Source organism: Rhodospirillales bacterium, assembly GCA_016872535.1.
In the GTDB taxonomy this organism is placed as follows: Bacteria; Pseudomonadota; Alphaproteobacteria; order Rhodospirillales; family 2-12-FULL-67-15; genus 2-12-FULL-67-15.
In genome coordinates this window covers 1-13,740 of the sequence record VGZQ01000021.1, presented here as the reverse complement: position 1 = coordinate 13,740, position 13,740 = coordinate 1, and the positions used below count along the sequence as shown (strand labels likewise).

The window sequence follows — 13,740 nt, the reverse complement described above, 5'->3', positions numbered from 1 at the left end:
ACCCAAGGCGGGGGAAGGTCATCAAAAAAAATGTACGGCGTAAAAATGGGCGACTAAAAGTGCCCGCCCGCGAATTTGCGCTTGAGCCGGTTGCGGATGACGATCGCCGCGATATTCATGGCCGCGACCAAGGCGATCAGCAGGAGCGTGGTGACGAAAACCATCGGCTTGCCGGCTTCCGAGTTGCGCGATTGGAAGCCGACGTCGTAGATGTGGAATCCGAGGTGCATGAAGCTTCGTTCGAGGTGAATGAACGGAAAAATGCCGTCGATCGGCATTTCCGGCGCCAGCTTGACCACGCCGACCAGCATCAGCGGCGCGACCTCGCCCGCGCCGCGCGCCATGGCCAGAATGATACCGGTGAGAATGCCCGGCATCGCCCGCGGCAGGACGATGCGGCGGATGGTCTGCCATTTCGACGCGCCGCAGGCGAGCGAGCCCTCGCGCATCGAGCGCGGCACGGCGGCGAGCGCTTCTTCCGTTGCCACGATCACCACCGGCACGGTCAGAAGCGCGAGCGTCAAGGACGCCCACAACAGGCCGCCGGTGCCGAAGGTCGGATTGGGCAGCCGTTCGGGATAAAACAGGCGATCGATGTTGCCGCCAAGCAAATAGGCGAAAAACCCGAGGCCGAAGACGCCGTACACGATCGACGGCACGCCAGCCAAGTTGTTGACCGAAATGCGCACCAGCGCCATCAAGCGCCCCTGCTTCGCGTATTCGCGCAAGTAAAGCGCGGTGACGATCCCGATCGGCGCCACCAGGATGACCATCAGGATGGTCATGGCGAAGGTGCCGAAAATCGCCGGCAGAACGCCGCCCTCGGTGTTGGCCTCACGCGGGCTTTCGCTCAGGAATTCCCACCAGCGGGACAGATAGACGCCCGCCGCCGCGCCCCACGACAAATCGTTGGCGTAATAGGCCCGCACCACGGCCGAGAGCGGCAGTGTCTTTTCCGCGCCGCCGATGTCGGCGAGCGTAATCGTATCGCGTTCGTCGCGCTGTTTGAGATTCTGGGCTTCCTCGGCCAAGGCCTTGAAGCGGACTTGCAGCGCGACGGCGTTGGCTTCGGTGCGCGCCTTGAGGCGCCGATAGTCCTCGCTGTTTTCGCCCGACGCCAGCAGTTCCTTGCGCAGCGCCAGCCGGTCGCGTTCCAATTCGTGATTGACCGCGCCGATTTCCTTCCGCTCGATCGCGCGAATGCGCTGCAACCGCTTTTGCGCTTCGGCCAGCGCCTTGCGCGCCCGCGCGTCGCGCAAATCGCCGATGTCGAGCGCCCGGCTGTCGACAGCCAAGCCCTTGACGCGACCGATGAACGGCCCCCATTCGAGCCGCTCGACGAATACCATGTCCCTGGGAAAGACGCGTTCGCGCGCCTCGAAGTCGGACACCCAGCGAAAATCCTCGTTGGTAATATCGTAATTGCCGGTGCGATAAATGGTGCGGCGCGCCACTCCGTTGTTCGCCCGGATGCGTTCCTGCGCGTCCGGCGGCAGCGTCGCCAGTCGATCGGCAGGAACTCGGAAAACCTCGGTGCGCGACGGTTCGCCCGCGACGCGCCCGTCGTCGATCAAGGTGACCACCTCGATCGGTCGGGGCAAAAAAGTGCCGAAGCCGTTCCACGCCACCAACAAAAGAAACCCGACCACCATCATTACGCCGAGCGCCAGCGCGCCGCCCAGCATCCACAAATGCAGCTCGCCGTGGGCCGAAAGATCGCTCGCCCGGACCGATCGCACCCGGGCATCGGGGGAAGCGGCCATTATGGCTTGGTTCATCGGCAATCCATGTCGTTTTACAATTGCGCCGCGCGCTTGCGGAAGCGCAGCCGGACCAGTTCGGCCAGGGTGTTGACGATGAACGTCATCACGAACAACACGATCGCCGCCAGGAACAGCATCCGGTAGAGGGTTCCGTCGCGCACCGCCTCGGGCAGCTCGACGGCGATGTTCGCGGAAAGCGCGCGCAAACCGCTGAACACGTTGAGGTCTAAAATCGGGGTGTTGCCGGCGGCCATGACCACGATCATGGTTTCGCCCACCGCGCGGCCCATGCCGATCATCACCGCCGCGAACACGCCGCTGATGGCGGTCGGCAAGACGACCCGGATCGCCGTCTGCCAGGGCGTCGCGCCGCAGGCGAGGCTGGCCGCGCGCAGGTGGGCGGGCACCGCGTTGAGGGAATCCTCGGCGATGGTGTAGATGATCGGGATCACGGCAAAACCCATCGCGAAGCCGACGACGAATACGTTGCGCTGCACGTAGGTATCGACCAGCGTGCCGCGCGGGCCGAGGCCGAACCAATCGAGGCCGATCGCGGCGGCGCCAGCCAGCGCTCCGGCCAGGATCAGCAGGCCGACGGTGCGCGCGCCGTCGGCGACGCCGGCGACGGTTCGCGGCCAGGTCCGCAATTTCCCCCGCCAAGCGTACCCGCCGAACGGCCCGCCGAGACGTTCGAACGCTAGCCACGCGAGGACGAAGGACAGCGGCCACAAAATCAAAGCCAGCAGCGCCCGGTCGCTGCCGATCTGGCCGTCGGCCCACAGTTTGAAATCGCCCGCGAAAAACAACTTCTCGAACGGCGTGGCGAGACCATAGGCCACGATTCCGCCCAGGCCGAGCGCCGCGAACATCAACGCGAACTTCGGCAAGCCCCCGAACCGCAACGCCAACGGCGACGGCAGCGTCTGCCACGCCATCGCCCCGCCCAGCAACGTCAGCGGCAATAGCAAAAAGCCGAGGATGATCGGGACGATCCACGTTTCGACGAACGGCGCCAGCACCAGCGCGGCGATGAACCCCAACACCACCGACGGCAATGACGCCATTACTTCCATCGTCGGCTTGACCACGGCGCGAACCGACGGGTGCACGAATTCGGAGGTGTAGATTGCCGCCAAGATCGCGACCGGCACCGCGAACAGCAACGAATAGAGCGTCGCCTTGAAGGTCCCGAAAATCAGCGGGGTCAGGGACAGCTTGGGCTCGAAGCTGTCGGTCCCCGACGACGATTGCCAAGTGTAGGCGGGCGCAGGATAGCCCTCGTACCAGACTTTGCCGAAGATGGTCTTAAGGGTGGTTTCCGGGTGCGGCGCCGAGATATCCCAGGCGCCGAAATCGCCGCTGCCGCCGCGTCCGATCAACCCGTTGTCGCGCGGCGCCAGCGCGATCGCTTCCGGCGCGTCGGCGGCGGCGAGTCTGAGCAGCGTTTGTTCGCTGGTGGAATGGCGAAGCCAGACGCCGCCCCGCGCGTCGGCGGTCGCGAACAGCTTGGTTCTTTGGCTGGCGGCGAACGCGACGATCCCCGCCGGTTGCCTTTCCAGCATGTGCGCGCGGACCAGCGCGAATCCGTCGGCCGTCGGCTCGCCAACATCCGCGCTCGTCTCGCTCTGCAGGCGGAAATAAATATTAACCGAGCCGTCGGAACCGCCGACCACCAGGGATTGGTCGCCGTTGAGAAACCCGAACACGCCGAGGGTTGCGTCCCCGGTCAGCAGCCGCCGCGTTTCGGCGAGAATCGGGCCTTTGACGTCGCGCGCGTCATAGCGATAGATGGTGCCGTCGCGCGCGCCGAGATAAATCTCGTCGCCGCCCTCGTTCATCAGGATCCGGTGCGACACCGCGCCCGTCGGCAGCGGCGGGAATTCGACCGAGGTCACCGTTTTCTGTTCCCGTCCGGTCAACATGTTCCGGCGGGTCTCGGTTCGGCTTAAGCGGACAATCCCGGCCGAATCCAGGGTGACGAAGGCTTCACTGGGGCGCTCGGCGGTGCCGCCGTGCCGGTAATCGATGGCGACGATGGCCTTGCCCGGTGCGATATCCTGCGCCGGCTCGATCCTGGTCGCCACGGATATTTTACGGACCTGGTTGCCGGCAATGCGGGCATAAAGCGTATCCCCGGCGGCGAAATTATTCTCGTCCAACCGCTCCGCATGCGTCGGAACAGCGTCGCCGGGCAAGGTTTGCGCCGAAATATCGAGCCGCCCCAGCCGCACACGACCGTCAGCGAATCCGAAGGCAACATAATTGTTGGTCAGGGTTCGGCCAAACGCGGTGACTTGGTTGCCGCCGAAATCGAAACGCGCGGACGGCAGCGAACGGCCGCTCGCGATGTGAACGAGGGAGATTTCCCCGGATTCCAGCAGCGTGAGGGCGAGGCTTTTGTATTCGTCCACCCATAGCCCGAGCGCCCGCGCCGTCGCGCCCGGCGTCGAGAACTTCCTTTCGCTCTCGATCCTTGCCCCGCCGAACAGGGGGGCGGCCACCTGCGCGAGAAACACGATGATCGCGAACACCGCGACGATGACGCCGATCCCGCCGACCCGGATCGTCCAATCGGCGATCCGGTCGGCCAGCAGCACGGAGCGGCGCGTCCGCCGGTCGCGGCGCCGATCGACGATGGAATGCCGGCCTTCGGACATTGATTGCGGGCTTTACTCGGCCAGGCGCGCCATCTTCAAGTCGTCGCCGGCGATGCCGGCGGTGATCGGAAAGTAGCCGTCCTTGAGCACCGCCTGCTGGCCTTGCTTGGAGAAGACGTAGCGGATGAACTCCGCCCGCACCGGGTCGAGCCGGCGGTTGGGATCGGCGTTGACGTAGACGTACAGAAACCGGGCGAGCGCGTAATCGCCCGCGTAGGCGTTATCGGCGTTGGCCTCCACGCACTTGCCGCCGGTCTTGGCCGCGAGCGGCACCGCGCGCACGTCGGCGGTCTTGTAGCCGATGCCGGAATAGCCGATCGCGCCCTTGTCGGAGGCGACGCCCTGCACCACCGTCGACGAGCCGGGTTGTTCCTTGACCGTGTCCTTGAAGTCGCCCTTGAACAGGGCTTCTTCCTTGAAATAGCCGTAGGTGCCGGACGCCGAGTTGCGGCCGTAGAGCGAAATCGGCCGGTTAGCCCATTCGCCGCTCAATCCCACCTGGCCCCAGGTGGCGATGTTCTTGTCGTGGCCGCCCTTGCGCGTCTTGGAGAAGATCGCGTCCACCTGTTGCAGCGACAGGCATTTGACCGGGTTGTCCTTGTGCACGAACACCGCGAGGGCATCGACCGCCACCCGGATCGCGGTTGGCTTGTAGCCGAACTTCTTCTCGAAGCCGTCGATCTCGGCGCCTTTCATCGGCCGCGACATGGGCCCGAACTGGGCGGTGCCGGCGATCAGGGCGGGCGGCGCGGTCGAGGAGCCCTTGCCCTCGATCTCGATCTTGACGTTGGGGTAGACCGACCGGAAGCCTTCGGCCCACAACGTCATCAGGTTGTTGAGCGTGTCCGAGCCGATCGATTTGAGGCTGCCCGAGACCCCGCTCGCTGTCTTGTAGTCCGCAAGCTTCGGGTCCAGCGTGACTGCCTGCGCAAACGCCGGGGTTGTGGCCACCGGGCCGAAAAACGCCATTGCCGCCAGAGCGGCGATGGAAGTGCGCAACATCATCATGTATCTCCTACCGACTTAACGGTTCGTTGGGTTCGTGGCGGAGCGCACCCTAGCAAGGTTCGGTAAAGGTATTTCGACCCGAACGTGACGGTTTTGTGAAATTATCGGCGTGGAGCGCGAATTTAGGGAACCAGCTTGACCGAACCGCCGTCGACGAAACGAAACCGCCGGCCGAACGGCCGGCTTGCGCCGCTGGTGATCGACAAGACGGACGTGAGCGGCATGTCGCGGACGACGGCTTCCGGTCGGGAAACGTAGAGCTCGGCGTGATAGAGCCCGTCCGCCTCCTTGCCCGACGGGTCGACCCCCTGTCCTTCCAGGTTGGCGACGACGGACCGCAGTTCGTCCTCGCTGTGGAAACGGCGCTGGATGAAGGTGATCCCTTCGAGTTTTTCAGTGACGAGTCCGTGCCGGGCGAGCAAGTCCGCGATTTCTTGATAGGAGAACATGCGGAGCACGAACGACGCCACCCAGGGCGGATCGCCCGGATGGGCGCGGTCGAGCAGGTGGCGGAACGTCCGCCGCGTGACGTAACCGACGCATCCGGTCGACACGATCAGGTCGACCCCGGACAGGATTTCGGATTCGGTCGCGGTCGGTTCATGGTGCTCGAGGTCGGTGGCCACGCCGTAATCAAGCAGACCGACGGCGGTGGCGTAGTCGATCGCCGGCCTCGACGCGTCCAGGCCGATGAACTGGGCATCCGTCAGGCGGGGCCAGGAGCGGAAGTAGTGCCGGTCGAGATCGATCAACGTCGAGGTCGCGAGGCCCTGCATCTCGGGGCCGGCATAGCGTTGCGCCAAGCGGGCCAAATCGAACGGAAAGCGCGCCAACGCGGCATTGACGCCGTAGGAGCAGCCAAGATCCAGCACCCGCACCCGTCGCCGGAGATCCGCTTCGCGCGCCGCGATCAGCGCGCGGAAAATGGGCCGCGCCAGGTCGGGAACGATGTAGTCGAGCCCGTAGAGGACGCGATAATACTCGCGCGGGTCGGGCGCGGCGTAGAGGCGGTCGAAGTTCGCCTTGGCCTCGTTCAGTTCTTTGAATCGCTCGCGGGCGCCGGTCATATGTTCGTCCTCCACTCCCATCGCCGCTAAAAGATTGCGCGGCGAGTCCCCGATTGTGGGGACCGGTGATTCCGTTCAACGATGGCGGTACGCCTTAAAGATAACGATCTCAGCGCGCGGCGCAACAATGGATGCGCGATTATTTTCGGAAGATTTGCCTAAATCGCGCCACGCGCCTGCGCTTGGACCAGGACAAAGGCAACCCACAGGAGAATCGGCACCACGCCGCGCCGGCGCGTCACGACGCCTTTCGGGCCGGGATAGATAACCGCGACGACCGCCGCGCTGAAAGCGCCGGTTACGATCAGTTGGCCGGGGGCGAACAGAAGAACGAGGCCGCCGCCGAAACGCCACGCCACGACGCGGGGGTTTCGCTGTCAAGCGCGGGCGCAGTCGGATCGCGGCGCCGGCGTCCCTCGAATCCGGTGGTCGCCAGCTACGCCAAAAACGGCAGAAACATGACGGCGGCCTCGCCGCGCGACACGCGGCCGTCGAACGGAAAGGCGCCGCGAGTCCTGCGATCATCGGCGGCGGCCCGAGTACCAGCGCCACGTTCACGATGTTGCCGCCGGTCATGTTGCCGAGCGCCAACTCGGGGCTCCGGCGAGCGCAGAAGTGATCGCAACCGCGAGTTCCGGCGACGATGTCGCGAACGCCGCCAGGGTCGCCCCGATGATGCCGGCGGGCGCTCCGTTTCTTGCCATGAAGACGACATTAGGGTGAACGCTTCGCCTTCGGGGCGCAACATGCGATTTCCAACGCCCGTGGAATGCTCTATTAGATGAAATCACGAGTCTTGGAATTGGTTGTTCGAGGCCGCGCCACCGACCGGGAACATGCGATGTCGTCCCTATCCCTAGCCTCGGCTATTGACATCATGGCCGCCGCCCTGTTTGCGGTTGCGGTCGTGCACACCTTTTCAACCAAGCTGTTCGAGCACCTCGCCCACGTCAATCGGGCGCACGCGGGTCTATGGCACCTGCTCGGCGAGGTCGAAGCGGTGTTCGGATTCTGGGCGCTGATCCTGCTGCTGTTCGTCGCCGTTCACCTCGGACCGGCGCGATCCATCGAATACCTGGAAGGCCTCAACTTCACCGAGCCCGCCTTCGTGTTCGTCATCATGGTTATCGCCGCGAGCCGTCCGGTACTGGAATTCGCGGGCGCGGTGATGCGTTTGATCGCGCGATTGATGCCGCTCAGACAACCCACGGCCTATTATCTCGTCGCGCTGTCGGTAGGACCGTTGTTGGGCTCCTTCATCACCGAGCCGGCCGCGATGACACTATCCGCGCTTCTCCTGCGCGATCGCTATTTCGCCAAGAATGTCCCCGCGCCGTTCAAGTACGCGACCATCGGCGTTCTCTTCGTCAACATCTCGATCGGCGGCGTGCTTACGCCCTATGCCGCGCCGCCGGTTCTGATGGTGGCCTCGACCTGGGGCTGGGATATCGCTTTCATGCTCAAGACGTTCGGCTGGCGCGCGGTGATCGCCGTCATCATCAACGCGGTCGTGATCACGGCGATCTTCCGTCGCCAACTCGCCCAGTTGTCCGACGGACTTCCGGGCGAGAAGCTCGAACGGATTCCGGTCCCGGTCGTCGCGGTACACCTCATGTTTCTGGGCGGCGTCGTTTTCTTCGGTCACCATGCGATCGTATTCAGCGCGCTGTTTCTGTTCTTCCTCGGCTTCACCGACGCCTACAAGCGCTATCAGTCTCGGTTGATCTTGCGCGAGGGATTGATGGTGGCGTTCTTCCTGGCCGGTTTGGTTACCCTGGGCGGCATGCAGAAGTGGTGGTTGCAGCCCTTGCTTTCGGGCCTCTCGCCCAACGCCCTCTATTTCGGCGCCACCGCCCTGACCGCGATCACCGACAACGCGGCGCTGACCTATCTCGGCTCGCTGGTGGACGGAGTCGACGATGCCTTCAAGTACGCCCTGGTCGCCGGCGCGGTCACCGGCGGCGGTCTGACCATCATCGCCAACGCGCCCAACCCGGCCGGGTTCGCCATCCTCAAGGGCAATTTCGACGAAGGCGCGATCAGCCCGCTCGGCTTGCTGGTCGCCGCCGCGCCGCCGACCTTGGTTGCTATATTCGCCTTCCACTTGTTGTGAGCGGCTCGCACCGACACCGTCCTCCTTTTCCGTCGTTGTCCATCCCATGTCCGAAATCCTGATCCCCGCCGAACGCCTACGCGCGCTGACCCGCCGCATTTTCGTCGCCGCCGGCTGCTCCGCCGACGAAAGCGCGCGCATCGCCCATTACCTGGTTCTCGCCAACCTGACCGGGCACGACAGCCACGGGGTCATCCGCATCCCCCGTTATCTCGACTGGATGAGCAAGGGCTGGCTCAAGCCGGATCAAACGCCGACCGTGATCGCCGAATCCGAAACCCTGGTCCTGCTCGAGGGCCATTACGGCTTCGGCCAGACCCTGGGGCCGCGCGCGACCGAAATCGGGATCCGCAAGGCCGAGGCCGCCGGCACGGCCATCGTCGCGCTCCGCCACAGCGGGCATTTGGGCCGCATCGGCGATTTCGCCGAGATGGCCGCGGCAGCGGGCCTGGTGTCGATTCATTTCGTCAACGTCGCGGGCAGCACCCTGGTCGCCCCCTTCGGCGGCCGCGAGCGGCGCATGGGCACCAACCCGATCACGATCGGGGTGCCGCTGCCGAACGAGCCCCCGCTCATCCTCGATTTCGCGACTTCCGCCGTCGCCGAGGGCAAGGCGATCGTCGCCCACAGCGGCGGCAAGCCCTTGCCCGAAGGGAGCCTGATCGACGAGGAGGGGCGGCTGTCGTCCGATCCGGCCGTCTTTTACGGGCCGAAGCGCCCGGGCCAGATTCCGCACTCGAGCGGCGGGCGCGGCGCCATCCGCGCCATGGGCGAGCACAAGGGCTCCGGCCTTTCGCTGATGATCGAACTGCTAGCGGGCGCGCTGACCGGATCGGGCTGCGCCGGACCGCCGCCGCGCCCGGTCAATAACGGCATGCTGTCTATTTTCCTGAAGCCCGCGACATTCGCGGGTGAAGACGCCTTCGCCGCCGAGGCGCGCAGTTACGTCGAATTCTTCAAAAGCTCCAAGCTCGCCCTCGGCAAGGACGAAATCCTGACGCCCGGCGAGCCGGAACGGCGCGCCCGCGCGCGGCGCGAGGCCGAAGGCGTGCCGTTGCCCGAGGAAGCGTGGGCCATCATCGTCGCCGCCGGCGAGCACGTTGGCCTTGACCACCGGTCGATCGAAAGCGCGGATTAGGCGTCGAACGCACGGCGGTCATTCGGCCACTTCCTGGATCTGGGTCTTGGCCGACCGCAGCGCCTCGCGCCCGATCAGGTTGCGCTGCATCTGGGCGGTGCCGCCGCCGATCGAGAACATGCGGGCGTCGCGCACCATGCGTTCGAGCGGCAGGTCGCACGAGTATCCGGCGGCACCGTGGATCTGCAGCGCCATGTTGGTGACCGCGACCGCGGTGTCGGCGGAATGGACCTTGGCGATGGCGGAATCGACCTTGTCGGGAAAGCCGTGCCCGGCCTCGGCGGCGGCGCGGTAGATCAGCAGCCGCGAGGCCTCGAGCTGAATCCGCATGTCGGCGAGCATCCATTGGATGCCCTGGAATTCGCCGATCGGCTGCCCGAACTGCTCGCGGCGCACGGCGTAGCCGCAGGCGAGCTCGTACGCCCCTTGCGCGATGCCGAGCGCCACCGTGGCGGCGCCGAGCCGCTGCACGTTGTAGGCGGTCATCAGCCGCTTGAAGCCCTGGCCCGGAGGCGCAATCAGGTTCGCCGCCGGCACCTTGCAGTCCTTGAACACCACGTCCCCTTCGGGCATGCCGCGCACGCCCATCATCACGCGCACCTTGGGCACCGAGAGTCCCGGGGTATCGGCTTCCACCAGCAGCCCGCCGATGCCGGCGGCGCCGTCCTTGCCCTCGAAGCGCGCGAATACGAGGTAGAGCCCGGTGACGCCGGCGCCGGTGATCCAGCGCTTCTCGCCGTTGAGGAGGTAATGATCGCCCCGCTTCTCGGCCCGCGTGGTGATCGAGGTCGCGGCCGAGCCGACGTCCGGTTCGGTGATGGCGATCGCCGGCTTGTCGCCGGCGACCACCTTGGGCAGATAACGCGCGCGCTGATCCTCGGTGCCGTATTCGGCGATCGCCTTGCCCACCGCGGTGTTGGCATCGACGCAGATGCGTGCGACCGTGCCGCACACCTTGGCCAGTTCCTCGACCACCAGCAGGGCGTCGATCAGCGGCCGCCCGCCGCCGCCGTATCTGGGATCGATGGTGAGTCCCATGAATCCTTCGGCCGCCATCGCCTTGACCACCGGCCAGGGATAGTTGTTGGTCCGGTCCATTTCCTCGACGTGCGGCGCGACCACATCGCGGGCGAAGGCCCGCGCGCGGGCCCTGAGGCGTTCCTGGTCTTCGGCCAGGCGAAAGCTGAGCATCGACGTTTCCTTTCGTTCGTTCGCTTATTCGTTCGCGGGCCGTGAATTGCCCGACATATTATTACGACACATTATTATATGGCGTTTTCCCCCGTCCCGCCGATAATCGCCCGCGAGGGAGGAGCGGACATGACGTCGGACGGCATGGGGAACATCGCGGCCCGCGCCCACGCGGTCTTTCCGGGCGGCATATCGAACGGCGAATTCGGCCTGCCCGGGGACGCCATCGTCGCCATCGCGCGCGGGGAAGGCGCGCGGCTTTGGGACACCGAGGGCAAGGAATTCATCGATTTCTCCATGGGCTGGGGTTCGGCGCTGGTTGGCCACGCCCGGCCCGAGGTGGTGGCGGCGGTCCGCCGCCAGGCCCCGCTCGGCTCGAACTTCGCCTACCTCAATCCCGAGGTGCTGGCGCTCGCCGAAGAAATCCGGCGCATCTCGCCGGCGGCGGAGCGGCTGCGCTTCTGCGCGTCCGGCACCGAGGCGACCATGTATTGCCTCAGGCTCGCCCGCGCCGCGACCGGCAAGGCCAAGATCCTCAAGTTCGAGGGCGCTTACCACGGCGCCAACGAGGCAGGTGTTACCAGTCTCTTTCCCAACAAGAATCTCCTCTTTCCCACGCCCGAGCTGACCAGCGCCGGCACGCCCGCCGCCGCCCACGAATTGCTGATCGCGCCCTACAACGAACTCGGCCCGACGACCGAGATCGTGCGTGCCCACCGCCATGAACTCGCCGGCATCATCATGGAGCCGTTGCAGCGCTGCACGCCGCCCGAGCCCGGATTCCTGGAAGGCGTGCGCGCGCTCGCGACCGAAGCGGGCGTGCCGCTGATCTTCGACGAAGTGGTGACCGGATTCCGCCTCGCCTACGGCGGCGCGCAGGAATATTACGGCGTGATCCCGGATCTCGTCGCCTACGGCAAGGCCCTCGGCGGCGGCTATCCGATCGGCGCGTTCGGGGGCAAACGCGAACTGATGGAGCAGGTCGACGAAAGCCGGATCGGCGGTGACGGCTACGTGTGGATGGCGTCCACCTTGGGCGGCAACCCGGTATCGACCGCGGCCGCCAACGCGGCCCTCGGCGTGCTGCGGACGCCCGGCACCTACCAAAAGCTGCACGCCCTCGGCCGGACGTTCCGCGAAGGCCTCGCCCGCGTGCTGCGCGACCGCCAGATCCGCGCCCAGGTGATCGGCGACGGGCCGCTCGCCCAGGTGGTGTTCACCGACCGGCCGGTCAACAACTACCGCTCGACCGCGCGGGGCGACAAAGCCAAGGCGCGAAAGCTGATGCTCGGCCTGTTCGCGCGGGGCGTGTTCATTAACCCGATGGGTACCAAGCTCTATCTCTCCGTCGCCCACGACGAGGCGATCTGCGCGGAGTTCTTGCGCCGCTTCGACGACGTTCTCGGCCAGGTTTAAGCCGGGTTCGCACCGGTCAAAGCCCGTCAACAGACAACGGGCACCGCGCGCATCCGGGCGGGCGGGTGGCGTCAGTCCTCTGACCGAACCGCGTTGCCCGAATCCATGTCGAAAATATGGACCGTTTCCGGATCGAGGCGGATGCCGACCTCCTCTTCGACGCCGACAACGCTATCGGCGCGGACCTGGACGGTAAACCGCCGTTTGTCGCCGAGCTCGACGTCGACCAGCTTTTCCGAACCGAGCAATTCGACCACCCAAACCCGGCCGCGAACGGTCGCGGCCCCGCCCGCGGGGGCGAGCGTCGCCGCTTGCGGCCGCACCCCCAGCATCACCCGCTGGCCGGGCGCGAGCCGGCCGGCGAGGCGCGGCAACGGGAGCCGGATGCCCGGCGAAACGAACGCCGGCGCCCCCGCGTCGGCTGCGATTTCGCCTTCGAGAAAATTCATCGGCGGGCTGCCGATGAACCCGGCGACGAACAAGTTGGCGGGACGGCCGTACACGTCCGCCGGAGTCCCGAACTGCTGCACCACGCCCCCGTGCATAACGGCGATCAGGTCGGACATGGTCATGGCTTCCAGCTGGTCGTGGGTGACGTAAACCGTGGTCGCGTTCAGATCGAGGTGGAACCGGCGCAACTCGGCGCGCATCGTGACCCGGAGCTTGGCGTCGAGATTGGAGAGCGGCTCGTCCATCAGGAAAATATCGGGCTTGCGCACCATCGCCCGCCCCAGCGCCACGCGCTGGCGCTGGCCGCCGGAAAGCTGCGCCGGTTTGCGTTCGAGCAAATGATCGATTTCCAGGACGCGGGCGACGCGCGCCACCTGGGCGTCCTGCTCGGCCTTCGGCGTTCCGCGCACGCGCAATCCGTAGCTCAGGTTCTGGCGCACGGTCATCTGCGGATAGAGCGCGTAGGACTGAAACACCATGGCGATGTTGCGATCGCGCGGCGCGAGCCGGTTGACCACCTGATCGCCGAACTTGATGACGCCCGAGGTGATGGTTTCGAGTCCGGCGATCATGCGGAGCAGGGTCGTCTTTCCGCAGCCCGAAGGGCCGAGCAGGGTCACGAACTTGCGGTCGGGAAACACGAGGTCGATGTCCTTCAGCACCTGGACGGTGCCGAAGCTCTTGTTGATCGCTTCGAGACGAACGTCCATGACCGGCGGCCTCAACCCTTGACCGCGCCCGCGCCGAACCCGGCGACGAGGTGGCGTTGCAGCGCCGCGAACACCAGCGCCATCGGCACGGTCATCAACACCGAGGCCGCCATCAAAAGGCCCCAGTCCACGTGCGTGCCCTCGAAGAACAGCATGACCCCGACCGTGAGCGTGAGATTATCGAGGGAATTCATGAACACGCGCCCGAACAGGTAGTCGTTCCACGA

The 13,740-nt window shown here is 65.7% G+C and carries 11 protein-coding genes; 3 read left to right on the top strand and 8 right to left on the bottom strand.

Annotated features, from left to right (window positions below; translation table 11 throughout):
• Positions 1-53: 53 nt before the first annotated feature.
• The 5 genes from pstA to FJ311_05950 all read right to left on the bottom strand — a co-directional run bounded on the left by pstA (position 54) and on the right by FJ311_05950 (position 6,854).
• Positions 54-1,763, bottom strand: coding sequence for a phosphate ABC transporter permease PstA (pstA, locus tag FJ311_05970; GenBank protein ID MBM3950982.1), 1,710 nt, complete (start codon positions 1,761-1,763; stop codon positions 54-56).
• A gap of 32 nt (positions 1,764-1,795) precedes the next feature.
• Entirely contained in the window at positions 1,796-3,685 is a 1,890-nt protein-coding gene (locus FJ311_05965) for an ABC transporter permease subunit (protein ID MBM3950981.1), read from the bottom strand.
• A 747-nt stretch (positions 3,686-4,432) separates the two neighbouring features.
• Entirely contained in the window at positions 4,433-5,428 is a 996-nt protein-coding gene (locus FJ311_05960; GenBank protein ID MBM3950980.1) for a phosphate ABC transporter substrate-binding protein, read from the bottom strand.
• Between the two features lie 122 nt (positions 5,429-5,550).
• Positions 5,551-6,495 carry a class I SAM-dependent methyltransferase gene (locus tag FJ311_05955; protein MBM3950979.1) on the bottom strand — a complete coding sequence of 315 codons (945 nt, stop codon included), beginning with the start codon at positions 6,493-6,495 and terminating at the stop codon, positions 5,551-5,553.
• Between the two features lie 158 nt (positions 6,496-6,653).
• Positions 6,654-6,854, bottom strand: a complete 201-nt coding sequence (locus FJ311_05950) for a hypothetical protein (GenBank protein ID MBM3950978.1) — start codon at positions 6,852-6,854, stop codon at positions 6,654-6,656.
• A 482-nt stretch (positions 6,855-7,336) separates the two neighbouring features.
• Between FJ311_05950 and FJ311_05945 the strand changes: the two genes are divergently transcribed.
• Positions 7,337-8,608 (top strand): hypothetical protein, encoded by a 1,272-nt coding sequence (locus tag FJ311_05945; GenBank protein MBM3950977.1) that lies wholly within the window; start codon positions 7,337-7,339, stop codon positions 8,606-8,608.
• A gap of 46 nt (positions 8,609-8,654) precedes the next feature.
• Positions 8,655-9,746, top strand: a complete 1,092-nt coding sequence (locus FJ311_05940) for a malate/lactate/ureidoglycolate dehydrogenase (GenBank protein ID MBM3950976.1) — start codon at positions 8,655-8,657, stop codon at positions 9,744-9,746.
• A gap of 18 nt (positions 9,747-9,764) precedes the next feature.
• Here the strand turns inward: FJ311_05940 and FJ311_05935 are convergent, their stop codons facing one another.
• Positions 9,765-10,937: an acyl-CoA dehydrogenase gene (locus FJ311_05935; GenBank protein ID MBM3950975.1), complete on the bottom strand. Its 1,173-nt coding sequence runs from the start codon at positions 10,935-10,937 to the stop codon at positions 9,765-9,767.
• Between the two features lie 78 nt (positions 10,938-11,015).
• Between FJ311_05935 and FJ311_05930 the strand changes: the two genes are divergently transcribed.
• On the top strand, positions 11,016-12,353 hold the full coding sequence (locus tag FJ311_05930; GenBank protein ID MBM3950974.1) for an aspartate aminotransferase family protein: 1,338 nt from the start codon (positions 11,016-11,018) through the stop codon (positions 12,351-12,353).
• Positions 12,354-12,424: 71 nt separating this feature from the next.
• On the opposite strand, the gene ugpC is transcribed toward FJ311_05930, so the two are convergent.
• Both ugpC and FJ311_05920 read right to left on the bottom strand, forming a co-directional pair.
• Entirely contained in the window at positions 12,425-13,513 is a 1,089-nt protein-coding gene (gene ugpC, locus FJ311_05925) for a sn-glycerol-3-phosphate ABC transporter ATP-binding protein UgpC (GenBank protein MBM3950973.1), read from the bottom strand.
• A gap of 11 nt (positions 13,514-13,524) precedes the next feature.
• A partial coding sequence (locus FJ311_05920; protein MBM3950972.1) for a carbohydrate ABC transporter permease occupies positions 13,525-13,740 on the bottom strand: 216 nt, incomplete at its 5' end.

Coding starts and splice junctions, on each gene's coding strand:
- FJ311_05940 (MBM3950976.1), top strand. CDS start 8,655: ATGTCCGAAATCCTGATCCCCGCCGAACGCCTACGCGCGCTGACCCGC.
- FJ311_05955 (MBM3950979.1), bottom strand. CDS start 6,495: ATGACCGGCGCCCGCGAGCGATTCAAAGAACTGAACGAGGCCAAGGCG.
- FJ311_05935 (MBM3950975.1), bottom strand. CDS start 10,937: ATGCTCAGCTTTCGCCTGGCCGAAGACCAGGAACGCCTCAGGGCCCGC.
- FJ311_05960 (MBM3950980.1), bottom strand. CDS start 5,428: ATGATGATGTTGCGCACTTCCATCGCCGCTCTGGCGGCAATGGCGTTT.
- FJ311_05945 (MBM3950977.1), top strand. CDS start 7,337: ATGTCGTCCCTATCCCTAGCCTCGGCTATTGACATCATGGCCGCCGCC.
- pstA (MBM3950982.1), bottom strand. CDS start 1,763: ATGGCCGCTTCCCCCGATGCCCGGGTGCGATCGGTCCGGGCGAGCGAT.
- ugpC (MBM3950973.1), bottom strand. CDS start 13,513: ATGGACGTTCGTCTCGAAGCGATCAACAAGAGCTTCGGCACCGTCCAG.
- FJ311_05930 (MBM3950974.1), top strand. CDS start 11,016: ATGGCGTTTTCCCCCGTCCCGCCGATAATCGCCCGCGAGGGAGGAGCG.
- FJ311_05965 (MBM3950981.1), bottom strand. CDS start 3,685: ATGTTGACCGGACGGGAACAGAAAACGGTGACCTCGGTCGAATTCCCG.